This window comes from Thiohalocapsa halophila, from assembly GCF_016583825.1.
GTDB lineage: Bacteria > Pseudomonadota > Gammaproteobacteria > Chromatiales > Chromatiaceae > Thiohalocapsa > Thiohalocapsa halophila.
The window spans coordinates 16,264-37,367 of sequence record NZ_NRRV01000013.1; the positions used below are offsets into that span (position 1 = coordinate 16,264).

At 69.8% G+C, this 21,104-nt stretch carries 19 protein-coding genes; 11 read left to right on the forward strand and 8 right to left on the reverse strand.

Annotated elements, in window-relative coordinates; translation table 11 throughout:
- The first annotated feature begins 18 nt into the window (after positions 1-18).
- From CKO31_RS07415 to CKO31_RS07430, 4 genes are all read left to right on the forward strand, one after another.
- Positions 19-1,293 carry a protoporphyrinogen/coproporphyrinogen oxidase gene (locus CKO31_RS07415; RefSeq protein ID WP_200235510.1) on the forward strand — a complete coding sequence of 425 codons (1,275 nt, stop codon included), beginning with the start codon at positions 19-21 and terminating at the stop codon, positions 1,291-1,293.
- Positions 1,290-2,021 carry a DUF429 domain-containing protein gene (locus CKO31_RS07420; protein WP_200235512.1) on the forward strand — a complete coding sequence of 244 codons (732 nt, stop codon included), beginning with the start codon at positions 1,290-1,292 and terminating at the stop codon, positions 2,019-2,021. The genes CKO31_RS07415 and CKO31_RS07420 overlap by 4 nt, the downstream gene beginning before the upstream one ends.
- Positions 2,022-2,333: 312 nt before the next feature.
- Entirely contained in the window at positions 2,334-3,041 is a 708-nt protein-coding gene (locus CKO31_RS07425) for a c-type cytochrome (protein ID WP_200235514.1), read from the forward strand.
- A 119-nt stretch (positions 3,042-3,160) separates the two neighbouring features.
- The gene (locus CKO31_RS07430) at positions 3,161-3,685 is read left to right on the forward strand and encodes a DUF302 domain-containing protein (protein WP_200235516.1); all 525 of its coding nucleotides are present in this window, start codon (positions 3,161-3,163) and stop codon (positions 3,683-3,685) included.
- Positions 3,686-3,790: 105 nt separating this feature from the next.
- Here the strand turns inward: CKO31_RS07430 and CKO31_RS07435 are convergent, their stop codons facing one another.
- The gene (locus CKO31_RS07435; protein ID WP_200235518.1) at positions 3,791-4,135 is read right to left on the reverse strand and encodes a hypothetical protein; all 345 of its coding nucleotides are present in this window, start codon (positions 4,133-4,135) and stop codon (positions 3,791-3,793) included.
- A gap of 277 nt (positions 4,136-4,412) precedes the next feature.
- Positions 4,413-5,198, reverse strand: a complete 786-nt coding sequence (gene cobF / locus CKO31_RS07440) for a precorrin-6A synthase (deacetylating) (RefSeq protein ID WP_200235520.1) — start codon at positions 5,196-5,198, stop codon at positions 4,413-4,415.
- 361 nt (positions 5,199-5,559) lie between these two features.
- Here cobF and bchE point away from each other — a divergent pair, with 361 nt between their 5' ends.
- Positions 5,560-7,314, forward strand: coding sequence for a magnesium-protoporphyrin IX monomethyl ester anaerobic oxidative cyclase (gene bchE / locus CKO31_RS07445; RefSeq protein WP_200235521.1), 1,755 nt, complete (start codon positions 5,560-5,562; stop codon positions 7,312-7,314).
- Between the two features lie 186 nt (positions 7,315-7,500).
- Here bchE and CKO31_RS07450 read toward each other — a convergent pair whose 3' ends face one another.
- The 4 genes from CKO31_RS07450 to CKO31_RS07465 form a co-directional block, all read right to left on the reverse strand.
- Positions 7,501-7,698, reverse strand: coding sequence for a type II toxin-antitoxin system HicA family toxin (locus CKO31_RS07450; protein ID WP_200235523.1), 198 nt, complete (start codon positions 7,696-7,698; stop codon positions 7,501-7,503).
- Positions 7,699-7,929, reverse strand: coding sequence for a DUF1902 domain-containing protein (locus tag CKO31_RS07455; protein WP_200235525.1), 231 nt, complete (start codon positions 7,927-7,929; stop codon positions 7,699-7,701).
- Positions 7,930-8,285: 356 nt separating this feature from the next.
- Complete coding sequence (locus CKO31_RS07460) at positions 8,286-8,687, reverse strand: bacteriohemerythrin (RefSeq protein ID WP_200235527.1); 402 nt, start codon at positions 8,685-8,687, stop codon at positions 8,286-8,288.
- A 53-nt stretch (positions 8,688-8,740) separates the two neighbouring features.
- The gene (locus CKO31_RS07465; RefSeq protein ID WP_200235529.1) at positions 8,741-9,655 is read right to left on the reverse strand and encodes an alpha/beta fold hydrolase; all 915 of its coding nucleotides are present in this window, start codon (positions 9,653-9,655) and stop codon (positions 8,741-8,743) included.
- A gap of 380 nt (positions 9,656-10,035) precedes the next feature.
- On the opposite strand from CKO31_RS07465, the gene CKO31_RS07470 reads away from it, so the two are divergent.
- The 6 genes from CKO31_RS07470 (at position 10,036) to CKO31_RS07495 (ending at position 17,911) form a co-directional block, all read left to right on the forward strand.
- Positions 10,036-10,410, forward strand: coding sequence for an EF-hand domain-containing protein (locus CKO31_RS07470; RefSeq protein WP_200235531.1), 375 nt, complete (start codon positions 10,036-10,038; stop codon positions 10,408-10,410).
- Between the two features lie 90 nt (positions 10,411-10,500).
- Positions 10,501-10,653 carry a hypothetical protein gene (locus tag CKO31_RS07475; protein ID WP_200235533.1) on the forward strand — a complete coding sequence of 51 codons (153 nt, stop codon included), beginning with the start codon at positions 10,501-10,503 and terminating at the stop codon, positions 10,651-10,653.
- Between the two features lie 66 nt (positions 10,654-10,719).
- Positions 10,720-11,205, forward strand: a complete 486-nt coding sequence (locus CKO31_RS07480) for a hypothetical protein (protein WP_200235535.1) — start codon at positions 10,720-10,722, stop codon at positions 11,203-11,205.
- A gap of 263 nt (positions 11,206-11,468) precedes the next feature.
- A complete protein-coding gene (locus tag CKO31_RS07485) occupies positions 11,469-13,340 on the forward strand; it encodes a glycoside hydrolase family 15 protein (RefSeq protein ID WP_200235538.1) in 1,872 nt (623 codons plus the stop codon).
- Between the two features lie 4 nt (positions 13,341-13,344).
- A complete protein-coding gene (locus CKO31_RS07490; RefSeq protein WP_200235540.1) occupies positions 13,345-16,635 on the forward strand; it encodes an efflux RND transporter permease subunit in 3,291 nt (1,096 codons plus the stop codon).
- 157 nt (positions 16,636-16,792) lie between these two features.
- The gene (locus tag CKO31_RS07495) at positions 16,793-17,911 is read left to right on the forward strand and encodes a thioredoxin fold domain-containing protein (protein WP_200235541.1); all 1,119 of its coding nucleotides are present in this window, start codon (positions 16,793-16,795) and stop codon (positions 17,909-17,911) included.
- A gap of 700 nt (positions 17,912-18,611) precedes the next feature.
- On the opposite strand, the gene CKO31_RS07500 is transcribed toward CKO31_RS07495, so the two are convergent.
- Positions 18,612-19,316, reverse strand: a complete 705-nt coding sequence (locus CKO31_RS07500; RefSeq protein ID WP_200235543.1) for a V-type ATP synthase subunit D — start codon at positions 19,314-19,316, stop codon at positions 18,612-18,614.
- Between the two features lie 23 nt (positions 19,317-19,339).
- Positions 19,340-20,818 carry a V-type ATP synthase subunit B gene (locus tag CKO31_RS07505; protein ID WP_200235545.1) on the reverse strand — a complete coding sequence of 493 codons (1,479 nt, stop codon included), beginning with the start codon at positions 20,816-20,818 and terminating at the stop codon, positions 19,340-19,342.
- Positions 20,819-21,104 lie beyond the last annotated feature (286 nt).

Consider the following 21,104-nt stretch of genomic DNA (forward strand, 5'->3'; position numbering starts at 1 on the left):
CGAGGAGGAGCCACACAAGTGGATGCGGATGTCATCGTCATCGGGGGCGGCCTCGCCGGTCTCGCCTGCGCCCTGCGCCTGCAGCGCGAGGGCCTGCGCCCCCTGGTCCTCGAGGCGGCGGACCGCGCGGGCGGGCGCATCGCCACCGACGAGCGCGACGGCTTCCTGCTGGACCGCGGCTTCCAGGTGCTCCAGACCTGGTACCCGGCGGCGCAGCGGCTGCTGGACTACGAGGCCCTGGACCTGCGGTCCTTCTACCCGGGCGCGCTGGTGCGCATCGGCGACGCCTTCCACCGCGTCAGCGACATCTGGCGCCGCCCCGCTCAGCTGCCGGAGATGCTGGTCTCGCCGGTGGGGAGCCTGGGCGACAAGCTGAGGCTCCTGGCTCTGCGCCGCCGCGCACTGCGTGGCGACCTGGCGGACCTCTATGCACGTCCGGAGCGGTCCGCACCGGCGCTGCTCGGCGAGCTCGGGTTCTCCGAGCGCATCCAGACGCGCTTTTTCCGGCCCTTCTTCGCCGGCGTCTTCTTCGAGCCGGAGCTGGAGGTCTCCAGCCGTGCCTTCGAGTTCGTCTTCCGCGCCTTCGCCCTCGGCGACACGGCGCTGCCGGCCGGCGGCATGGCGCAGATCCCGCTGCAGCTGGCAAGCCGACTCGCACCCGAGACCCTGCGCACCGGCCAGCGGGTGGAGCGGCTCGAAGCCGACGGCGTGCGTCTCGCCGACGGCACGCGGCTGCGCGCCCGGGCCACGGTGCTCGCCACCGACGGGGCAGCGGCCGCGGGCCTTCTCGGCCGCGAGCCCACCGCCACCCGCGGCACCACCTGCTTCTACTTCGCAGCGCCCGAGGCGCCGTTCGCGGGCCCCTATCTGGTGCTGAACGCCACCGGCGAGGGCCCCATCAACAGCCTGCTCTGCCCGAGCAACCTGTCCGCACACTACGCCCCCGCCGGCCAGGCTCTGGTGTGCGTCAACGTCTTCGGCGCCCGCCACAACCCGGACGCGCTGGAGACCGCCGTGCGCCGCCAGCTGCGGGATTGGTACGGCGAGCACGTGGATGTCTGGCAGCGCCTCGCCGTCTACCGTCTGCCGCAGGCCCTGCCGGTGCAGCACGCCGGCGTCACCGCACCGCAGGGTCCGATGCGCGTCGGCGAGCAGCTCTGGGTCTGCGGCGAGCTCGCCGCACCGCCGTCCATCCATTGGGCCCTGGCCAGCGGCGACGACACCGGCGCCGACCTAAGCCGGGGGCTGCGCACCGGCAGCAGCCCCGGCCCCAGGCCGCGCACGGCTGCGTGAGCGGACCTGCGGTGGGCATCGACGGCTGCCGCGGCGGCTGGGTCTGGTGCCGTCACGCCGGCGGGCGCTGGGACGGCGGTTTGGCCGCCGACTTGGCGGCGCTGCGGCCGGTCATCGCCGCCAGCGCCATGACGCTGGTGGACATGCCCATCGGCCTGCTCACCGCCGGCGCCGACGAGCGCGGCTGTGATCGCGCCGCCCGCGCACTCCTCGGGCGCCCGCGCGCGAGCAGTATCTTTCGCCCGCCCTGCCGCGCCGCCCTCGACGCCCGCGACTACGCCCACGCCTGCGAGGTCAACCGCCGCCACACCGGCCGCGCGCTGTCCAAGCAAACCTGGAATATCGCCGGCAAGATCAAGGAGGTCGACGCGCTGCTGGCAGGGGATGCGCCACTGCGCAAGCGGTTGCGCGAAGCCCACCCGGAAGTCTGCCTGTGGGGACTCGCCGGCGGCCGGGCCATGCAGTACAACAAGCGCAAGCCGGCGGGACAGGCGGAGCGGCGGCGGCTGCTCTCGGCCCTCGACCCGGACTGCCTGCGTCATCTGGACGCCGTGGCGCAGGCCCATCCCCGCCGCGCCGTGGCGCAGGATGACATCCTCGACGCCGCGATACTGGCCCTTACCGCGGCCCTGGGCCTCGAAGATGCGGGCGCCCTGGGTCGGCTGCCCGCGGTGCCGGAGCACGATGTCATCGGCCTGCCCATGGAGATGGTCTATTTACGGCGCTGACCCTCCTTCCGAGCCACGACGGGCATGCCCGTAAACCCCCAAAAGCCTCCGCGGTTGCAGGCGCCTGAGCGATCTTCTATGTTACCGCCGGCTGCAGGGTGCTGGACGCCATGGGGTGGCACACGAGCTGCGCAACAACTTGCTGCGGCGGTCGGTCCGTCGCGCGGTCCGACAGCCGTCCCCGGGGCGTCACGCACAGCATCCGAACCGACAATAACCGCGTCGGCAGCGCACGTTTCGTGCGCGCCGTGCGGCCCGGGCGGCGGCAGCCGCCGGGCCGATTACCCCATTAGGACCCTGGAGCGTCTGCACATGGCCCCAAAGCGCCCCCGTACGCCGAGCACCTTTGCGTCGACCTTTTACACGTTGCGACTGATCACGCTGAGCCTGCTGTTGGCAGTGCTGTTCATGGCCCCCGGCGTCTTCGCCGACGACGACGAGGACGACGAGGTCGACCTGCTGGACATGCAGCCCGACCGCGAAGCCGGCGCGGTGATGTACCGCCAGTGCGCGCTTTGCCACGGCAAGCACGGTCAGGGCATCCTGGGCGGTAAGTATCCGCGCATCGCCGGACTGCCCGACTACTACCTGTTGAACGCCCTGAAAGACTATCAAACCGGCGTGCGCGGCTACGATGCCATGCTGGTAGTGGGCGCCCTCAAGACCGCCGAAGACCAAGATCTGGTGAACCTGGCCGCCTACATTTCAGATATGGAGCTGGACATCGACGTGCCGGGGCCGGAGGCGGGCAGCGCCCGCAGCGGCCGGCGGCTGTACCGCTACGACTGCAAGACCTGCCACGGCCGCAAGGCGGAGGGCAAGACGCGCAAGGAGTCGCCGCCGCTGCGCAGTCAGTACCACGAATACCTGCTCCGCCAGATCGAGCTGTTCAAGAGCAAAGAGCGAATCCACGCCGACGACCCGGAGGACGAGACCTTCAAGGCCTACGAGGACGAAGAGCTCTTGGACATCCTGGCCTGGATCGCCTCACTGGACGACAAAGAAGAAGACGACGACTGAGCGCCGGCCAGGCCCGCCGCACCGTCTGCGCTCCACCCGGTCGCCGAGCCACCGCGGCCGGTCAGTACGAACGCCGGCCCGAACCACGCCGGCCCGATCCACCTAAGGAGTCAACACGCATGACCAGAACACTGCTTTCCTTTGCCGCCGCCCTGCTGCTGGGTGTCGGTTTGCCGACGGCCACCGCCGTCGCTCAAGACCCGGCGAGCGCGCCGGACGTCAACATGTACGAGATCGGCCAGACGGTGCTCAAGATGGGCCTCGCCGAGGGCGTGACACCGGACGACGCCGTCGATGCCATGAATTCCAAGGCCGTCGAGCTGAACATGAAGCTGGTGGGGCACCAAAATGTCGGCAAAGAGCTGGAGGCTCGCGGCGTCGACTCGCCGCGGCTGGAGATCTTCCAGTTCTGCCGGCCGGAAGACGCCGTCAAGATGGTGCGCTTCAACACCATTTATGCGGCCTATATGCCCTGCAGCATCGCGCTGGTTGAGGACAAAGAGGGCAAAGTCTGGCTGGAGATGCTCAACCTGGACATGATCATCAATGCCTACGAGCTGCCGCCGGAGCTCCAGGCCATCGCCATTACCATCAATGGCGAAATGCTCTCCATCATCACCGCCGGCGCCACCGGTGCGTTCTGAGCCATGGCAAGCGCGCCCTCAGCCGCCTGCCCAGTGTTCCGGGCGGCTTCCTGGCCGCAGGAGGCGCACTCCAGCCAGACTTAGCCCGACTCGACTTAGCCTGACTTAGGCCATCTCGGTGTCATCGGCCTTGCGCGCACGGGTCGCGGCGAGGCCGCCCTTCAGCATCACCAGGTCATGCAGCTCCGACAGCATGAAGTTGCGGTTGGCCGGCTCACGCAGTCTAGCCACCGTGGGCCGACGGCCGTCGCGGTAGCGTCGAGCCGCCATGCGCAAGGGCTCGGGGAGTCGCAAATTGAATGGCGAGGGGCGCACCAGCAGGCGCGCCACCTGCTCGAACAGCAGCGCGTAGCGATCATCGTCGGGCGCTCGATAGAGCCCCGTGAGATCACCGCCGTATTGATGGAACAGCTGTAGATAGTCCTGCAAATCGGGCTTGGTCGGGAACATGGGCGGTCCTTAGGGCCGGCGTCGGGCAGGCGTCGCGGTCGCGACAGGTCGGGCTGTGCTCAGGCGAGACCTGAGCCAGCCCGAAACGTCCAAGGCATCGCAAGCACAGGGAAGCAAGCAACGCGCCACTCCCCGTTGCCGATCTTGCACTCGGCATGCTGCGCTGCCTCAGAGGCATGCGCGACGCGCGACACCGAGACACGCGCGCCCGATATGTCGCAGACGCAACAAATGGAAGCATCCCGACAGGGCCCCGACCCGCAGGCACGGGAGACGCTCAGGCCTCATGGTCAAGCCGGCGTCGCAGCAGATAAGTGTCCATGAGCCAACCCTTCTTTTCGCGCAGCTGGACCTTGACACGCAATAGCTCCTCCAGAACCTCGTCCAGGGGCCCGGCGATCAGCACCTCGTCCTCGGCGCCCAGGTAGCCGCCCCAGTAGATGTCCAGGTCCTGGCCGACGAAGCGCTGGAAGGACGCGTTGTAATCCAGCATCACGACGGCGTTGTGCATCTGCGCCGGGTCCACCTCCTCCGCCTCGCGCCCGGTGATGATCTGCACCGACTCGCCGACGCGATTCAGCGGGATGCGGTGGCGTGCCGCCAGCACCTGCACGGCGCTGATGCCCGGGATCACGCTCACTGCAACGGGCTCAGGCAGGTCCCGAGCCACCGCCTCGACCATGCTGATGGTTTGGTCGTAGAGCACCGGGTCCCCCCAGAGCAGCAAGCCGGCGGTCTCCCCGTCAGCGAGCTCGCGGGTCAGCAGATCCGCGAAGATGCGCCGCTTCTGCGCATGCCAGTCGGCGACGATGGCCCGGTAGGCGTCGCCGTCCTGGTCTACAGCCCGCGGTCGCGGCGGGCTCGGCACGCTCAGCTCCCGATAGTCTCCCGCCGGGCGCACGCGCTGCAGGATCTGACGGCGCAGCGCCAGGAGCTCGTCCTTGCCACGGCCGGCCTTCTCCAGCAGGAAAAAGACGTCCACCCGGCGCATGGCGGCCATGGCTTGGAGGGTCAGAAAGTCCGGATGGCCCGGACCGATACCGATCAGCGCGCAGTGCTTCATGGCGGAAGATCATGGCTAGACAGGTGTCCAGTGAGCTTGACACCGGTCAACGGAAAGGCGGAATGACAGTTATTTCGCTGGCGACGCGCGCCATGCGCAGTACCATCCGGGGGCAGGCGAGTCGGAACGGTCCGAGCCGGCCGGGCGCCGCCGTCCCCGATCCGGGACCGGGCGCCCTGACACCCGCATCAGCGCAACGATAGATGGGGCTCAATGACGCGCACCGATGCCATCGCCGACACTCGCCCGCACCAGAACCGCCGCAGCACGCCTGCCGCCCACTCCCGAGCGGCGTGCCGCCACCCTAACGCAGTCGCCGGTGCCTGTCCGCGACCGACGCTCACCGACACGGAGCCGATCCATGCGCATCCTTTTCGTCCACCCCAACTACAGCGCCGGCGCCGCCGATATCGCCGGTAACTGGTCGCCGGCCTGGGTCACGTACGTCGCCGGCTACCTCAAGGCCGGCGGCTACGTGGACTATTTGTTCGTCGATGCCCTGGTGGACGACCTGGATGATGAACAGCTGCGCATCGCCATCCGCGAGGCCGGGGCCGACGTCGTCGCCACCACGGCCATGACGCCGATGATCTATGCCGCGCAGCGGGTGCTGGAGATCGCCAAGGAAGAATGCCCGAATGCCGTCACCGTCCTCGGCGGCATTCACGCGACCTTCATGTTCAAGCAGGTGCTCGCGGAGGCGCCCTGGATCGACGCCATCGTCCGCGGCGAGGGCGAGGCGGTCACGCTGAACCTGGTGCGCGCCATCGACGAGGGCCGCTGGCCCAACGAGCGCGATCAGATCAACGGCATCGCCTTCCTCGGCGACGACGGCGCGGTAGTGGCGACCCCCGCCGAGCCGTCCATCCGGGACATCGACAGCATCAAGGCGGACTGGGGCCTGCTGGACTGGAAGAAGTACATCTACATCCCGCTCGGCGTGCCGGTGGCAACGCCGAACATGGCCCGCGGCTGCCCCTTCACCTGCAGCTTCTGCTCGCAGTGGAAGTTCTGGCGTGACTATCGCGTGCGCAGCCCGAAAGAGATGGTGGACGAGATCGAAGAGCTGAAGAAGGTCCACGGAGTGGGCTTCTTCATCCTCGCCGACGAGGAGCCCACCATCAACCGCGCCAAGTTCATCGAGTTCTGCCAGGAGCTCATCGACCGCGACCTCGACATCCAGTGGGGCATCAACACCCGCGTGACGGACGTCATGCGCGATGAGGAGCTGCTGCCCTTCTACCGCAAGGCGGGGCTGGTGCACATCTCGCTGGGCACCGAGGCCGCTGCACAGCTGAACCTGGACCGCTTCGTCAAGGAGACCACCGTCGCGCAGAACAAGCGCGCGGTGCAGCTGCTGCAGGAAAACGGCATCGTCACCGAGGCGCAGTTCATCGTCGGACTGGAGAACGAGACCCGCGAGACCCTGGAGGAGACCTACCAGATGGTCATGGACTGGGGCGCCGACATGGCCAACTGGTCCATGTTCACCCCCTGGCCCTTCTCCGATATGTTCACGGAGCTGGGCGAGAAGGTGGAGGTCTTCGACTACTCCAAGTACAACTTCGTCTCGCCCATCATGAAGCCGGACACCATCGACCGCGCCGAGCTGCTCGACGGCGTCATGGCCAACTACCGGCGCTTCTACATGAAGCGCATGCTGTTCCAGTACCCCTGGGTGAAGGACCCGTTCCGCCGCCGCTATCTCATCGGCTGCATCAAGGCCTTCTTCAAGAGCGCCTTCGAGCGCAAGTTCTACCAGCTCGGCCAGCAGAACTACTGGGGGCCGATGTTCAAGAAGCTGATCCGCTTCGACTACGACAAGTCCGCCTCCAAGATCGAGGAGCCGGACCACAACGCCTGGAAGAAGGCCCCGTCGGCCAAGCGCCCACAGGCCGCAGCCCAGCCCAGCGGTGTCAGCGCCTCCATCAAGGCCTGCGGCGGTGCCGAGCCGGCCCATGCCGCCATGGCCTGCGGCGGCGGCGATCAGCAGATGACCGACGAGCAGATCGCCCAATACAACGGATCAAGCCTCAATGGACCAGGCGAGGTCGCTGTACCCATCTCCGAGATCGGCAAGCCGAAGGAAAAGGCGGCAGTGGCCGAGGAAGCCTAGCCAGCGACGGGGCCGGGATCACCGGCCCCAGGGCCCGCCAGCGAGAACGCCCCCAGCCGGGGGCGTTCTTGCGTTCGTGCCGTGCGCGCACCGAAGCTTCGCCTCCACGCGCCGTCGTCGCGGCTCCACTTCCGGGGCCGAAACCCTTCATCGTCTCCGGTGGTTGCAGCGGAGCCCGTATGAGCCTCAAAACGACGGTGGCAAACCCGCCTGCTTTAGTACGGTGTTCGCCATATGCCGTGACACGATCTTGCTATCCACCGGGAAACGCCGCCCCGAAATCGGGCTTTCCCAAATGTCGTGATCGCCCTTGCCCCGTCGCACGAAACGGCAGCCGGCTGTCTTCAGGCGGCGAATTAGCTCAGGCGTATAGTTTGCGCCCATTCAACCGGTTGCACGCATCTGCCCGAGGCTTGCGTTGGTCAGCAGCCGAAGCGGGATGTCGTCGCCGCTCGGGCAACTGTTCTCTTCCAGCATCTCCGGCACGCGTACCCTCAGCAAAGCCATCATGGCCTCCAAGGTAGCGGCCTCGCCGACCAGGCCTGGGACGTTGCTGTCGTCCACGTACCAAACCTCTGCCTCATCGTCCCAATCGATATGTATCTCGTATTGCACCGGCGTCGCCCCTGCGCAAGCGGGTTGTGATCGGCCCTTCGGCTCAGCTGGCCACCACAGAATCCCGTCAGACTACAGCAACGCAAACATCACGTCAGCGCGATGCTTCGAAAGCCTTTTCGCCGGGCCGCGATCGCGAGCTATCCCCCGCGCAAAGCAAGCCATTCCGACGCCTCTTTCCATGTGCCAGGATCACCGGCCCCGGCCCCGCCAGCGAGAACGCCCCCGGGCGGGGGCGTTTTCATGTGTGCCCGTGCCGAGGCTGCGCCTCGGCACGGCGAAGAGACGGCAGACGAGATGGTCAAAGCGCGTTGACAGGGCGTCCGCCGTCGCGGCCAGAGGCCGCTCCCACAGGGCTACATCGCCTTCGATAGATAGGCGCCCATGGGCATGTCCGCGCCGTAGATATGCCCCATCAGCCAGCGCTCGAGAAATTGCACCTCATCGCTCGATACGGTCTTGCCCTGGTCCTGCAGTTTCTGCTGTAGGTCCTTGGCGCTCGCCATCAGCTCCTCGTGCTCGGCCTTGTGCTCGGCGAGACCGTCATAGCCGTGCTTGAGCATTAGCCGCTCTTCGTGGCGAAAGTGCCAGACGGTGCAGGCGATGAGCTCGTCGGTGACCGCCGCGATGTACTCGGCGGATTCGCCCTCTGCCACCGCGTGGCTCAGGATGTTGTATAGATCCACCAGCCGGCGGTGGTCCTCATCGATCTCGGGCACCTCGACGCTGAGTGTCTGGTCCCAGGTCAGCTCTTTCATGGTTGCTTCTCCGGCGGGGGCTGGGTGGGCGCGGTGCTCGCCGCGGCTCGCCACTACCATAGCGCAACGGCGGAAGCGATGGCGCCGGCCATGGCCTGCGGGGCGTCCTCCGGCACGAAGTGCCCCGCCGCCGGCAGTACCAGCGTGTCGTGGTGCGGGAACAGGCGCTCGAAATGCCGGCGCTCGGCGGCGCCGATGAAGGGGTCGCGCCCGCCCCAGCACAGCAGCGCCGGCTGCTGCGCCAGCGTGCCCAGGTCGCGCTCCAGCGCCGCGAGAAATTCCCGGCTCGCCAGTAATTCCCGAGCCAGGCGCTGCATGACCCGACGCCGCGCGCGTGCCCGAAAGGGCCCGAAGTAACCGTCCAGCACCGCGGGCTCGATGGGCCGCCGGCGGATGGCGAGCCGCAGCCCCACGGCGAGGAAGGCATTGCAGCACCGACTCGCCAGCGCCGCCGCCCAACTACCCGCCAGACGCGAGAAGACCTGCATGCGCCAGGAGCCCTGCAGGGGCCAGGCAAAACTATTGGCCAGCACCATACCGCGTACCGCCGCAGGCCGGCGCAGCGCCGCCGCGAGCCCGATGGGACCGCCCCAGTCATGGCCCACGAGCACCAGGTCGTCCAGGCCCAGGGCGTCCAGGAATTCGGCCACCACCGCCGCATGCTCGGCCGGCCGCAACGCCCGAGGCGGCGTCGCAGAAAGACCGAGCCCCGGCAGGTCCGGTGCGACACAGCGCCAGCGCCCGCGCAGCTGGCGAATCAAATCCCGATAAAGAAAGGACCAGCTCGGATTGCCATGCAGGAACAGCAAGGCCGGGCCGTCCGCAGCCGATTTTGTCGGTCCGGCCTCTATCGGGCCTTCGTCCAGATAGTGCAGCCGATGCCCGGCGACGTCGCACCAACGGCTGGGGAACGGATACAGCGCCGGTGGCGGGCGGTACCTTGGCTCGGCAGCGGGATCGGAGGGCATCAAGCTCGCGCCTTACACCAATCAACGCCTTACAGGCTAGACCGACGATGCCGCAGGCTGCGCCAGAGCGCAAGCGCCGGGGGTACTGATCGCCAGCGTCCGGAGACCGTCTGCAACGGTGCTGACGAGCTGCCACGGCGTTGCACTGGCCGCGTCTGCCGATCCGCGACGGAGCATCGCCCCCTAAGGGTCGCTCGGCTGGTGCAGCACCACCACCGCCGGGGGATCTGCTACACGGCGGCCACAGGCATACAGGGAAGGCCGCAGCGGCAAGGCGCCCGTTGCAGCCATGCGCGGGCTGGCATTGCCTTTGCTTAACAATGGCTGAGCCCCAACGCGTTCTCACGCAATGTTTTTTTGCAACTTCTAGGAGGTGCAGCATGCTTCGCAAAGCGCTGATCCTGACGACCCTGAGCACTTGCCCGCTGGCCGCGACGCCCATGGTGCTGGCGCAGGGCAAGCCACAGATGCCCAAGCCCATGAGCTTCGAAGAGGCGGATCAAAACGGCAACGGCACCATCACCGAGGACGAGTTTTTCCAGGCCCGCGCCGAGCGCCTAGCGCAGCGCTCGGAGCAGGGCTATCGCATGCGGATGGTCTCCCGGGCACCGGACTTCGACGACCTCGACCTGGACGGTGACGGCAGCGTCGGGCCGGACGAATTCGAGCAGGCGCAGTCACGCCACCGCCAGGAGATGGGCGAGCGCCGCATGGGCGGCGGCATGGGCCGCGACAAATCCGGCGGCAGCAGCTGATCCGCCTGCCGGCGTCTCGCGCCGAAGCCCATTGGGCCGGCCGCCGCCGGCAGCAAGGAGCACTGATCGCGAACCGGCCGGAGCCGACCCATGTCCCTGTCCCTGCCCGCCCTGCTCGCCACCCTAGCGGTCGCTACGGCGTTAGTCTGGGTGGGCAGCCGGGGACTCGAGGCCAGCTCGGCCCGCCTCGCCCGCCACTACGGACTGCCGCCCATGGTGCCGGGCGGCATGAACCCTGCTTAACTGTGACATAGGAGCCCCGTCCCGGCCCGTCCGAGGCCACGCAGCGACCCCGATACAGGAGCCTCCATGACCACACCGATCTATATCCGCGCCCGCAATCCGGACAACGGCGCACGCCTCGTCCGCGAGCTGCTCGAGCTCGGCACGGACGCCGAGCGGCTGCGCGTCGTCGGCCGGCGCATCCCGGCGGACCTGCCGGTGGCGGCGAAGCGCTGGTGGCCGCCGGCGTTGGCCGTGGCTGTGCCGGCAGTGATCGGTGCCTTGGCCCTGCCGACTCTGGGCGTACTGCTGTTCAGCGCCATAGAGCCTTTTTCGCTGCTCCTGCTCGCCCTCGTCGGCGCCGCCCTCGGTGCCGGCTGGCAGCTGAGCCGCGGCCCCAGGGCGCAGGACCCGTTGGCCGCTCAGGCGGATGCGCTGCGCCGAGGCGAGCTGATCATCATCGCCGACCTCGACGATGCCGAGGTCAGGCGCGTGGAGGCGCAGGTCGCTGAGCGCCACCCCGAAGTGCTGCTGCTGGGCCCGGATCCCGCGGGCTCGCCGCCCTTTCCCTAGCGAGCGCACCGGCCCGGACGGGCCATTTCCCGCCGATTCGGGGCATTTGCCCCAGCCGCCCTGCCCCGGCGACGCCGCAGACGCCATTGTTGCTCTGGCACACCCCTTGCGCTCCGCGAGTACCGGGCAAGCATCAGCCCGCTGCTCGCAGGAGGACGCATGCACCCACAGACGCAGCGCCAACCGGCCCACACGGCCACGGGATCAGCGCGCGGCCATTCGCAGGCCTGCCGCCGCTGGCATCGCCGGCAGTGGGGGCGCCCATGAGCGCGCGCCCCATCGCCGACTACGCGCTGCTCTCGGATCGGCACGGCTCCGCCCTGGTGCATCGCGACGGCAGCGTGGATTGGCTTTGCCTGCCGCGCTTCGATTCACCGGCCCAGCTCGCGGGCCTGCTCGACGCCGATGCCGGGCACTTCCGCGTCGGTCCTCGGGACACGCAGGCCATCGCTCGGCGCTATCTACTCCAGTCGCTGGTGCTGGAGACCGATTTCCGCTGTCGCGACGGCAGCGTCACGCTGCGCGACGCCCTGGCCATGGGCACCGAGGATCAGGCCAACAGCCTGGGGCTCGGCGCTCCGCACCGGCTGCTGCGGGAGCTCGTCTGCACCGCCGGCCATGTCACCCTGGATGTCCAGTATGAGCCGCGGCCCGAGTACGGCCTGATCCGCCCGCTGCTGGAGCCCGTTCAGGGCGGACTGCTGACCCGCGGCGGCGCGTCCATTCTGCGCTTGTCCGGCGGTCTGACGCGCGGCGACGGTGAGGCGGTGGACATGGAGTGGTGGCTCGGCGAGTGCAGCGCGGCCGCCCGCGTGCAGCTCACCGAGGGAGAGCGCCTGTGCCTGGGGCTCCAGCACAGCGCCACCGCCGACGGCGCGCCGCCGGCGCTGAGCGCGGCTGAGGTCAGCGACGGCCTCGCCGCGACACGCGCCGCCTGGCAGGCCTGGTCGGACGTCCATCAAGCCTACGACGGACCCTGGCAGTCGCTGGTACGCCACAGCGGCCGCGTGCTCCAGGGGCTCGGCTACCAGCCCACGGGGGCCATCGTCGCCGCACCCACCACCTCGCTGGCCACCTGTGTCGGCGGCAGCCGCAACTGGGACTATCGCTACAGCTGGGTGCGGGACGCGAGCCTGACGCTGGATGCCCTCTGGGTGGCCGCCTGCCCCATGGAGGCGCACCGTTTCTTCGACTTCCTCGGCGCCACCGCCATGCTCCAGGTGCGCGAGCACGGCAACCTGCAGGTGGTGTTCGGCATCGAAGGCGAGCACGACCTGCACGAGCGCGAGCTGCCCCGCCTGCGCGGCTGGCGCGACAGCCGGCCGGTGCGCATCGGCAACGGCGCCTGGTCCCAGAGTCAGCTCGACGGCTACGGCAATGTGCTCTTGGCCGCGCACCGCCTGCGCGAGCAGTTGGTGCAGCTGAGCCCGACGGCGCGGCGCTTCCTGGCGGAGATCGCGGACGCCGCCGCCGAGCGCTGGCAGGTGGCGGACCACGGCATCTGGGAGATGCGCACCGCCCCGCGGCACTATCTGCACTCCAAGCTCATGTGCTGGGCGGCGCTGGATCGGGCCGTGCGGCTGGCCCGTCTGCTGCTGCCGGACACGGACCCGGCACCACGCAAGGCGCACTGGCGCAAGGCCCGGGACGAGATCCGCGCCGCCATCCTAGAGCAGGGCTTCAGCGAGCCACTCGGCGCCTATGCCCAAGCCTTCGACAACGACGAGCCGGATGCGGCGACGCTGCTCATACCCATCGTCGGCTTTCTCCCTGCCACCGACCCGCGGGTGCTGGCAACCCTGGACGTGGTGGAGGACGCGCTGGCGGACCAGCGGGGCTTCATCCGCCGCTACCGCTGCGACGACGGCCTCCCCGGCGGCGAGGGCTCGTTTCTGGTGTGTACCTTCTGGCTCGCCCAGGCCCGGGCCATGGCGGGCCAGATCGAGCAGGCCGAGCGGCTGTTCGAGCGCGCGGCGGGCTGCGCCAACGATGTCGGATTGCTCGCCGAGCAGGTGGCGCCGGACACCGGCGAGCTGCTCGGCAATTTCCCGCAGGCATTCAGTCACATCGGCCTCGTGAACGCGGCGCAGGCCATTCATCTCGCCCACGGTCAGCGTGACGGCGAAGAGCAATAACGCCATGGCCGCGACCAACGCACAACCGCCCGACGCGCAAGAGGGCCAGCAGGGGCCTCCGCGGGGCGGCGGCAGCGGGCCGGGTAACGGCCTCGGCCCCGCCGGGCGCATCGCCCGCTGGTGCATCGACTCGCCGCTGACGCCGCTGCTGCTCATCGCGACCCTCGCCATCGGCATGCTCGGACTCTGGACCACGCCGCGGCAGGAGGACCCGGACATCTCCGTGCCCATGGTGGACGTGCGGGTGCAGTGGCCCGGCGGCGATGCCCAGCAGGTGGCGAGCCAGGCCATCGAGCCGCTGGCGCGCATCCTCGGCGAGCTGGCGGACGTCAAGCACCTCTACGCGCAGAGCCGGCGCGGCGGCGGACTGGTGACCGTGCGCTTTCGCGTCGGCGCCGACATGGCGAAGGCCGTGGTGCGGGTGCGCGACAAGATCCGCGCCCACACCCAGCTGATCCCGCCGGGGGTCACGGATTGGCGCGCCCGAGTCAAGGGCATCGACGACGTGCCCGTGTTTGCCGCAACCCTCTGGTCAAGGCACCTCGACGACGCCGCCCTGCGCACCCTGGCCTTCGATCTGCTCCAGCGCCTGCAAGCCGTGCCGGAGACCGCCGCCGGCTACATCGTCGGCGGCCGGCCGCGGCAGATCACCATCGAGCCGCAGCCCGAGCAGCTGGAGGGCTTCGACATCACCCTCACCCAGCTCGCCGAGACCGTCCGCGGCGCCAACGCGGAGCAGCCGAGCGGCGCCGTGGAGCGCGCCGGCGAGCGCCTGACGGTGAGCGCCGGCGCCAAGCTCGACAGCGCCGAGGACGTGCGCCGGCTGGTGGTGGGCCACCGCGGCGGCACACCCGTCTATGTCGCCGATGTCGCCCGGGTCACGGACGGGCCGGCAGAGCCCGAGCAGGCGCTGCTCCATTACCCGGGCGCCGCAGCGGGCGAGGACCGCACCGCGGAGGCGCCGGCGCCCGCGGTGACGCTGGCCATCGCCAAGGCCCCGGGGGCCAACGGCGTCACCGTGACCCGGGCGCTGCGCGAGCGCCTGGCGACGCTGCAAGACCAGGTCATCCCGGCCTCGGTGCAGGTGGAGATCACCCGCGACTACGGCGAGAGCGCCAATGCCAAGGTCAACGAGCTGCTGAGCTCGCTCCTGGGGGCCACCGCGGCGGTATCGGTGCTGACCCTGTTGGCGGTGGGGCTGCGCCCGGCGCTGGTGGTGCTGGCCGTGATCCCGGTGGTCATCCTGCTCACGGTCTGGGCCGCCGGCATGCTCGGCTTCACCATCAACCGCGTCAGCCTGTTCGCGCTCATCTTCTCCATCGGCATCCTGGTGGACGACGCCACCGTGGTGGCCGAGAACATCTTCCGCCGCTGGCTCGCCGCCGGCGAGACCTCCGCCGCCACCGCGGTGGACGCCGTGCGCGAGGTGGGCAACCCCACCATCCTGGCGACGCTGACGGTGCTGGCGGCGCTGCTGCCCATGGGCTTCGTCACCGGCATGATGGGCCCCTACATGCGCCCCATCTCGGTGCTGGGCTCCGTGGCCATGGGGTTTTCGCTGCTGGCGGCCTTCGTCTTCACGCCCTGGCTCGCCTATCGGCTGCGCCCGCGGGTGCGATCCCTGGAGCGCGCCGCCCGCCGCGAGCGCCGAGTCCAGCATCTGCTGGCCCGCGCCTACCGCCCGCTGCTGCTGCCGCTGCTGGAGCGCCGGGCGGTGGCCTGGGGCTTCCTCGCCGGCATTGTCGCGGCCTTCCTGGCGGCCCTGTCGCTGCTGCCGCTGCAGGCGGTGAGCGTCAAGATGCTGCCCTATGACAACAAGCGCGAGATCGACGTCATCATCGACCTGCCGGAGGGCACCGCGCTGGCCGAGACCGCCAACGCCGCCCACGGCATGGCCGAGGCCGTGCGCGCGCTGCCGGAGGTGCGCTCGGTGCAGGCGCACATCGGCACCGCGGCACCCGTGGACTTCAACGGCCTGGTGCGCCACTACGACCTGCGCGACGCCCCCTGGCAGGCAGACCTGCAAATCCGCCTGCTGGACAAGGACCGGCGCGAGCGCAGCAGCCATGCCCTGGCCGCGGCCATCCGCGAGCATCTGCGCCCGCTGGCACAAGACGCCGGCGCCCACATGGCCGTGGTGGAGATGCCGCCCGGCCCGCCGGTGCGCCAAACCCTGGTGGCGGTGGTCTACGGCCCGGACAGCGCGGCGCGCCGGGCGCTGACGGAGCAGCTCACCGGCTTTTTCGAGGAGGCGAAAGGCGTGGTGGACGTGGACAACAGCCTCCGCGCGCCCCACGAGCGCTGGCACTTCCGTGTGGACACCGAGCAGGCGAGCCGTTACGGCGTGCCGGTGTCGCGCGTCACGCAAACCCTCGCCATGGCCATGGGCGGCCACCGGCTCGGCGCCGTCGAGCAGGGCACGGATCAGGAGCCGGTGCACCTGGTGCTGCAGCTGCCGCTGGGGGAGCGCTCGCAGATCGCGCGCCTGGGCAACCTGCCGGTGGCCGCCGGCGACGGCAGCGTCCCGCTGGCGGCGCTCGGCGATTTCCAGCGCGAGCGCCAGCCCGAGGTCATCCGGCACAAGGACCTGCGGGCGGTGGAATACGTCACCGCCGGCATGACCGGGCGCCTCGGGGCGCCCATCTACGGCATGCTGCAAGTCGAGGGCATGCTCGACGCCGCCGAGCTGCCCGGCGGCACCCTCACCGCCCCGCCCGACCCCGCCGCCGGCAGCGGCTTCGAGTGGGCCGGCGAATGGACGGTCACCTACGAGACCTTCCGCGACCTGGGCCTCGCCTTCATCGCCGCGCTGGCGCTCATCTACGTCCTGCTGGTCGCGGAGTTCCGCAACTTCGTGCACCCGGCGGTGATTATGGCGCCCATCCCGCTCACCCTCATCGGCATCCTGCCCGGGCACTGGCTGCTGGGGGCGGAGTTTACGGCCACGTCCATGATCGGCTTCATCGCGCTGGCCGGCATCGAGGTGCGCAACTCCATCCTGCTGGTGGACTTCGCCCAGCAGGCGGTGCTGCGTGGTGCGAATGTGAAGGACGCCCTGGTGGAGGCCGGACAGACCCGCCTGCGCCCGGTGTGGGTGACGGACCTGACCATGATGGCGGGCGCCGTCGCCATCCTGTTCGACCCCGTCTTCCAGGGCATGGCCGTGTCGCTGCTGTTCGGGCCCATCATCGCCGTGCCGCTGACGCTGCTGGTGGTGCCGCTCGGCTGTCTCAGCACCGCCGGCGCCTTTGCCCGCCCCGAAGGCCGCAGCGCGCCGGCGGCAGGCTCGGCATGACACCCGGGCGCTGGGGGATTTGCCCCGGGACGGCTCATCTGCGCGGCATGCGGGCCGGAAACCGCGCAATCCGGCGTCGTGACGTCCGCCATTTCCCAGGTAGGGCTGGCTGGTGCTACCGTTCCGGCCCCAGCGTCTGCTCTCCACAGGTCATGCCATGAATCCAGCGACGTCCTTCCGCCCGGCTTCAGCCCTAGCCCACCTGAGACCGCCGCCGGGGTATCGGCTCGCGGCGGGGTTGCTGGCGGGGTTGCTGCTGTTGCCGGTCGCGGCGGCTGCCGTGGACCCGGACTTCGACGACGCCGCCATCATGCAGATCCAGTACCCGGACTGGTTCAAGGCGAGCTTCCTGGACCTGCCGGACGACGCCGCCATGGCCGCGGAGGCCGGCAAGCAGGGGCTGTTTCTGTTCTTCAGCACCGAGGGCTGCTCCTATTGCCACCTGTTCATCGAAAAGAGTCTGGGCGACCCGGCCATCGCCGAGCGCCTGCGCGAGCACTTCGACGCCATCGGCCTGGAGATCTTCTCCGACGCGGAGCTGACGGACTTTAGCGGCGAAACGACCCGGGTGAAGCAGTTCGCGCTGGACGCAGGGGTAGAGTTCGCGCCCACCTTCCTGTTCTACGACACCGACGGCGAGGCGCTGGTGAAGCTCACCGGCTACTACGGCCCGGAGCGCTTCGCCAAGGTCCTGGACTACCTGGTGGAGGGGCATCACCGGCGCATCGGGCTGCGGGAGTACTTGGCGCAGACCGACGCCGCTGCCGATGCCGCCGCCGGCTGGACGCTGCCGAGCGACCCGCTGTTCGAGCCCCCGCCCCACGCGCTGGCCCGCAACGAGGCCATGCCGGCGGAGCGCCCACTGCTGGTGCTCTTCGAGGGCGCCGACTGCGAGCGCTGCCCGCGCTTCCATAACGAAGTCCTCGGCGACGACAGCATCCGGGACAAGCTGGCGGGCTTCGACGTGGTACGCCTGGATGCCGGCGATGCCGAGACCCCGGTGCTGACGCCCGCCGGCGCGCGCACCAACCCGCAGGACTGGTACGCCGAGCTCGGCTTCACCCAGCTGCCGGCCCTGGCCTTCTTCGCCGAAGACGGCCGCCGCGTCTTGGCAACGGACGCCGTGGTGCTGAACAGCCGCATGCACAACAGCATCGGCTTCGTCACCGACCGGGTCTACGAGCAGGGCTGGAACTACCAGCGCTACGCCCGCAGCCAGGCCATGAAGCGCGTGCAGGCCGAGGACGGCGCGGCGTCCGCCGAGTCCTCCGACTAGTGCGATGTCGGGCTTCGTCCCTCAGTCCGACCTCGTATGTTCTGTGTGAAGGGATCGCCAAGGACGTGTCATAAACGGAGTTGATGAGAAGTCCTGGGGGAACGAGCCCATGCCGTCCACCGCTTGGCGGCGGCCCGCGGATGAGGTGCTGGTCCTGGCGCTGGCGCTGCGCGCGCCAGGCATCGCGGCGAGACGCCGCTCCCACGACGGGCATCGCCGTGGGAGCGGCAGCCTTGCCGCGACGACTTCCAGCGCCCAGGCAGCCCTCATCGCGGCGGGACGCCGCTCCCACAGCCACCGCGCGCCGTGGGAGCGGCATCCTTGCCGCGACGACTTCCAGCGCCCAGGCCGCCCCCATCGCGGCGGGACGCGGCTCCCACAGCCACCGCGCGCCGTGGGAGCGGCATCTTTGCCGCGACGACTTCCAGCGCCCAGGCCGCCCTCATCGCGGCGGGACGCGGCTCCCACAGCCACCGCGCGCCGTGGGAGCGGCATCTTTGCCGCGACGACTTCCAGCGCCCAGGCCGCCCTCATCGCGGCGAGACGCCGCTCCCACAGCCACCGTGCGCCGTGGGAGCGGCATCCTTGCCGCGACGACTTCCAGCGCGCAGGCAGCCCTCATCGCGGCGGGACGCCGCTCCCACAGCCACCGCGCCCCGCAGCCCGGTTGCGTGAAACAGACCCCGGCAAGCCGAACGGCTCAGCCGGCCCCGCGGCGCACCCGCACCGCCTCTTCGCGCTCCTGCTCCTCCAGGGCGTTGTCGATGACGCCCAAGCGCTCATCGATCTCCGGCAGCAGCACATCCTCCAGCGCGCGGGCGCGACGCGAGGTGCGCAGGTATTCCACCCGCAGCCGCTCCAGGTTGCCGGTGAGCACCGCAAGCCGCGCCGCGAGGGGCATCAGGTCCGCGAAGGCCGCCCGGCACGCTTCCGCCTCCGGGCTGCGAATCGCAACGGCTCCAGCCCGATCTCCCCTCTCGACATCGGCATCGGGATCGCGATCGGAGTCGCTAGCGAGCTCGCCACTCCCACCACCCGATCCAACCGCCCGCGCCGAGGCCCCATCGCCATCCCCGACACCGGCCGCCACCGGCGCTTCGATCCGCACCCCCAGCACGGACCGGCTATTGGTGGCGAGCCCGCAGTCCGCGGCAGCGGGCGGATACACCCCGAGCTCGTCCAGCCCATGGCGCCCGACGGCGGCCCGCAGCGCCTCCCGGGCGCCCGTCTCGGCCTCGCGCCAGCGCGCCATGGTGGCGTCGTAGTCACGCAGATTGCTCAGGATCTCGCCGGCGAGGATCAGCCGCTTCTCGTCCAGGAAGCGGTAGCCCTCCTGCATGCCGGCGCGCTCCGCCTTGAGCTCCAGATAGGCGCTCTGGGTGGGGACCAGCTCGCGGTCGGTCATGGCCCGGCTCCTGTGCCTTCGCCTCAGGCGGGCGCGCTGGTGGCGGCTGTCGCCTCGGCGCGCTCGCTCTCGGTCTCGGCCGGGCCCTGCCGGGGGGCACCCGCCAGGTGCGCGCGAATCTGCGCATCCGACAGCCTTGTGAGCTCCTGCTCCGGCAGCCCGCGCAGGGCCTGCCAGCCCGCCTCCATGCTCTGGTGGAGGCTGCGGCGCCCGTCTTGGGCGATGACCTCGGTCTCGAAGCGCTCACCGAAGGCGAGATACAGCCGGTCCGTCTCCGACAGCCCCTCCTCGCCCACGACGCTCGCCAGGATGCGGGTCTGCTGCGCCTGGGCATAGGCGGCATAGAGCTGGGCCGCCAGCGCCGGGTGGTCCGGATCCGTGAGCCCCTTGCCGGTGCCGTCCTTCATCAATCGGGACAGACTCGGCAGCACCTTGATGGGCGGATACAGGTCGCGGCGGTGCAGCTCCCGGTCCAGCACCAGCTGACCCTCGGTGATGTAGCCGGTGAGGTCCGGAATAGGATGGGTGATGTCGTCGTTGGGCATGGTGAGGATGGGCACCTGGGTCACGGAGCCCGCCTGGCCGCGGATGCGCCCGGCACGCTCGTACAGGGTCGCTAGGTCCGAGTACATGTAGCCCGGGTAGCCCTTGCGGCTCGGCACCTCGCCGCGGCTCGCCGAGACCTCCCGCAGCGCCTCGCAGTAATTGGTGAGGTCGGTGAGGATCACCAGCACATGCTTGCCTTCCTCGAAGGCCAGGTACTCGGCGGCGGTGAGGGCGAAGCGCGGCGTCAGCAGACGCTGGGCGCTGGCATCGGAGGCCAGGTTCAGAAACAGCACCGTGCGCGCCAGCGCCCCGCTCTGCTCAAGCGAGCTGCGGAAGAACTCGGCGCTGCCGTGGGGAATGCCGATGCCGGCGAAGACGATGGCGAAGTCCTCATCGCCGCGGGCATCCGCCGCGCCGCGCTCGCGCTGCGCCCCCGGCAGCCGGGCGTTGCAGGCGATGTCCACGGCGATGCGATCATGCGGCAGCCCGCCGCCGGAGAAGAGCGGCAGCTTCTGCCCGCGCACCAGGGCGTTCATCAGGTCGATGGCCGTGAAGCCCGTCTCCAGGAACTCGCTCGGCGCCTGCCGGGCGGAGGGCTTGAGCGGCAGCCCGTCGACGCGAAACGCCTGCTGCGCCGCCAGCGGCGGCCCGCCGTCCAGGGGCTTGCCGACGCCGTTGAAGATCCGGCCCAAGAGGCCCGGCCCGACGTGGAAGCGCAGCGGCTCGCCGAAGAAGCGCACCCGTGTGCCGTCGATGCGAAGGCCGGCCGTGTCGTCCAGCATCTCCACCGTGACGCTGTCCTCATCCAGCGCCGCGATGCGCCCAAGGCGCACGGCACCGCCCGCGTCTTCCACCTCCACGGCCTCGTTCAGGCCCACGTCCACGCTGCGCTGCAGGAACAACAGCGGCCCGTCCACCCGGTTGGCAATGTCTTCGCCTGTGAGTCTTGCGTACATGGGGAGTCCAATCGTGCCTGGTGCGTAGTGCGTGGTGCGCGGTGCGCGGTGCGCGGTGCGGGGCCTGGCCTACCCTCCTCACCGTGTGAGATCTTTATGTCCCGTAGAGTTACAGCGTAGCCCATTGCCGAGGCACCGACCGTGACAGGCACCACGTGCACCAGCGCGACGCGCAGCCGGTCGCACGCTCCCCGCGGTGGGCTCAACGTCCAACCCTGCGGACGCGGCACAGGCGCTGGGAGTCGTCGCGGCAAGGATGCCGCTCCCACAAGGGCACCGCCACTCA

Coding starts and splice junctions, on each gene's coding strand:
- CKO31_RS07465 (WP_200235529.1), bottom strand. CDS start 9,655: ATGCCCTCCGATCCCGCTGCCGAGCCAAGGTACCGCCCGCCACCGGCG.
- CKO31_RS07450 (WP_200235523.1), bottom strand. CDS start 7,698: ATGGGCGCAAACTATACGCCTGAGCTAATTCGCCGCCTGAAGACAGCC.
- CKO31_RS07430 (WP_200235516.1), top strand. CDS start 3,161: ATGACCAGAACACTGCTTTCCTTTGCCGCCGCCCTGCTGCTGGGTGTC.
- CKO31_RS07495 (WP_200235541.1), top strand. CDS start 16,793: ATGAATCCAGCGACGTCCTTCCGCCCGGCTTCAGCCCTAGCCCACCTG.
- CKO31_RS07460 (WP_200235527.1), bottom strand. CDS start 8,687: ATGAAAGAGCTGACCTGGGACCAGACACTCAGCGTCGAGGTGCCCGAG.
- CKO31_RS07480 (WP_200235535.1), top strand. CDS start 10,720: ATGACCACACCGATCTATATCCGCGCCCGCAATCCGGACAACGGCGCA.
- CKO31_RS07500 (WP_200235543.1), bottom strand. CDS start 19,316: ATGACCGACCGCGAGCTGGTCCCCACCCAGAGCGCCTATCTGGAGCTC.
- cobF (WP_200235520.1), bottom strand. CDS start 5,198: ATGAAGCACTGCGCGCTGATCGGTATCGGTCCGGGCCATCCGGACTTT.
- CKO31_RS07425 (WP_200235514.1), top strand. CDS start 2,334: ATGGCCCCAAAGCGCCCCCGTACGCCGAGCACCTTTGCGTCGACCTTT.
- CKO31_RS07505 (WP_200235545.1), bottom strand. CDS start 20,818: ATGTACGCAAGACTCACAGGCGAAGACATTGCCAACCGGGTGGACGGG.
- CKO31_RS07485 (WP_200235538.1), top strand. CDS start 11,469: ATGAGCGCGCGCCCCATCGCCGACTACGCGCTGCTCTCGGATCGGCAC.
- CKO31_RS07475 (WP_200235533.1), top strand. CDS start 10,501: ATGTCCCTGTCCCTGCCCGCCCTGCTCGCCACCCTAGCGGTCGCTACG.
- CKO31_RS07470 (WP_200235531.1), top strand. CDS start 10,036: ATGCTTCGCAAAGCGCTGATCCTGACGACCCTGAGCACTTGCCCGCTG.
- CKO31_RS07490 (WP_200235540.1), top strand. CDS start 13,345: ATGGCCGCGACCAACGCACAACCGCCCGACGCGCAAGAGGGCCAGCAG.
- CKO31_RS07435 (WP_200235518.1), bottom strand. CDS start 4,135: ATGTTCCCGACCAAGCCCGATTTGCAGGACTATCTACAGCTGTTCCAT.
- bchE (WP_200235521.1), top strand. CDS start 5,560: ATGCGCATCCTTTTCGTCCACCCCAACTACAGCGCCGGCGCCGCCGAT.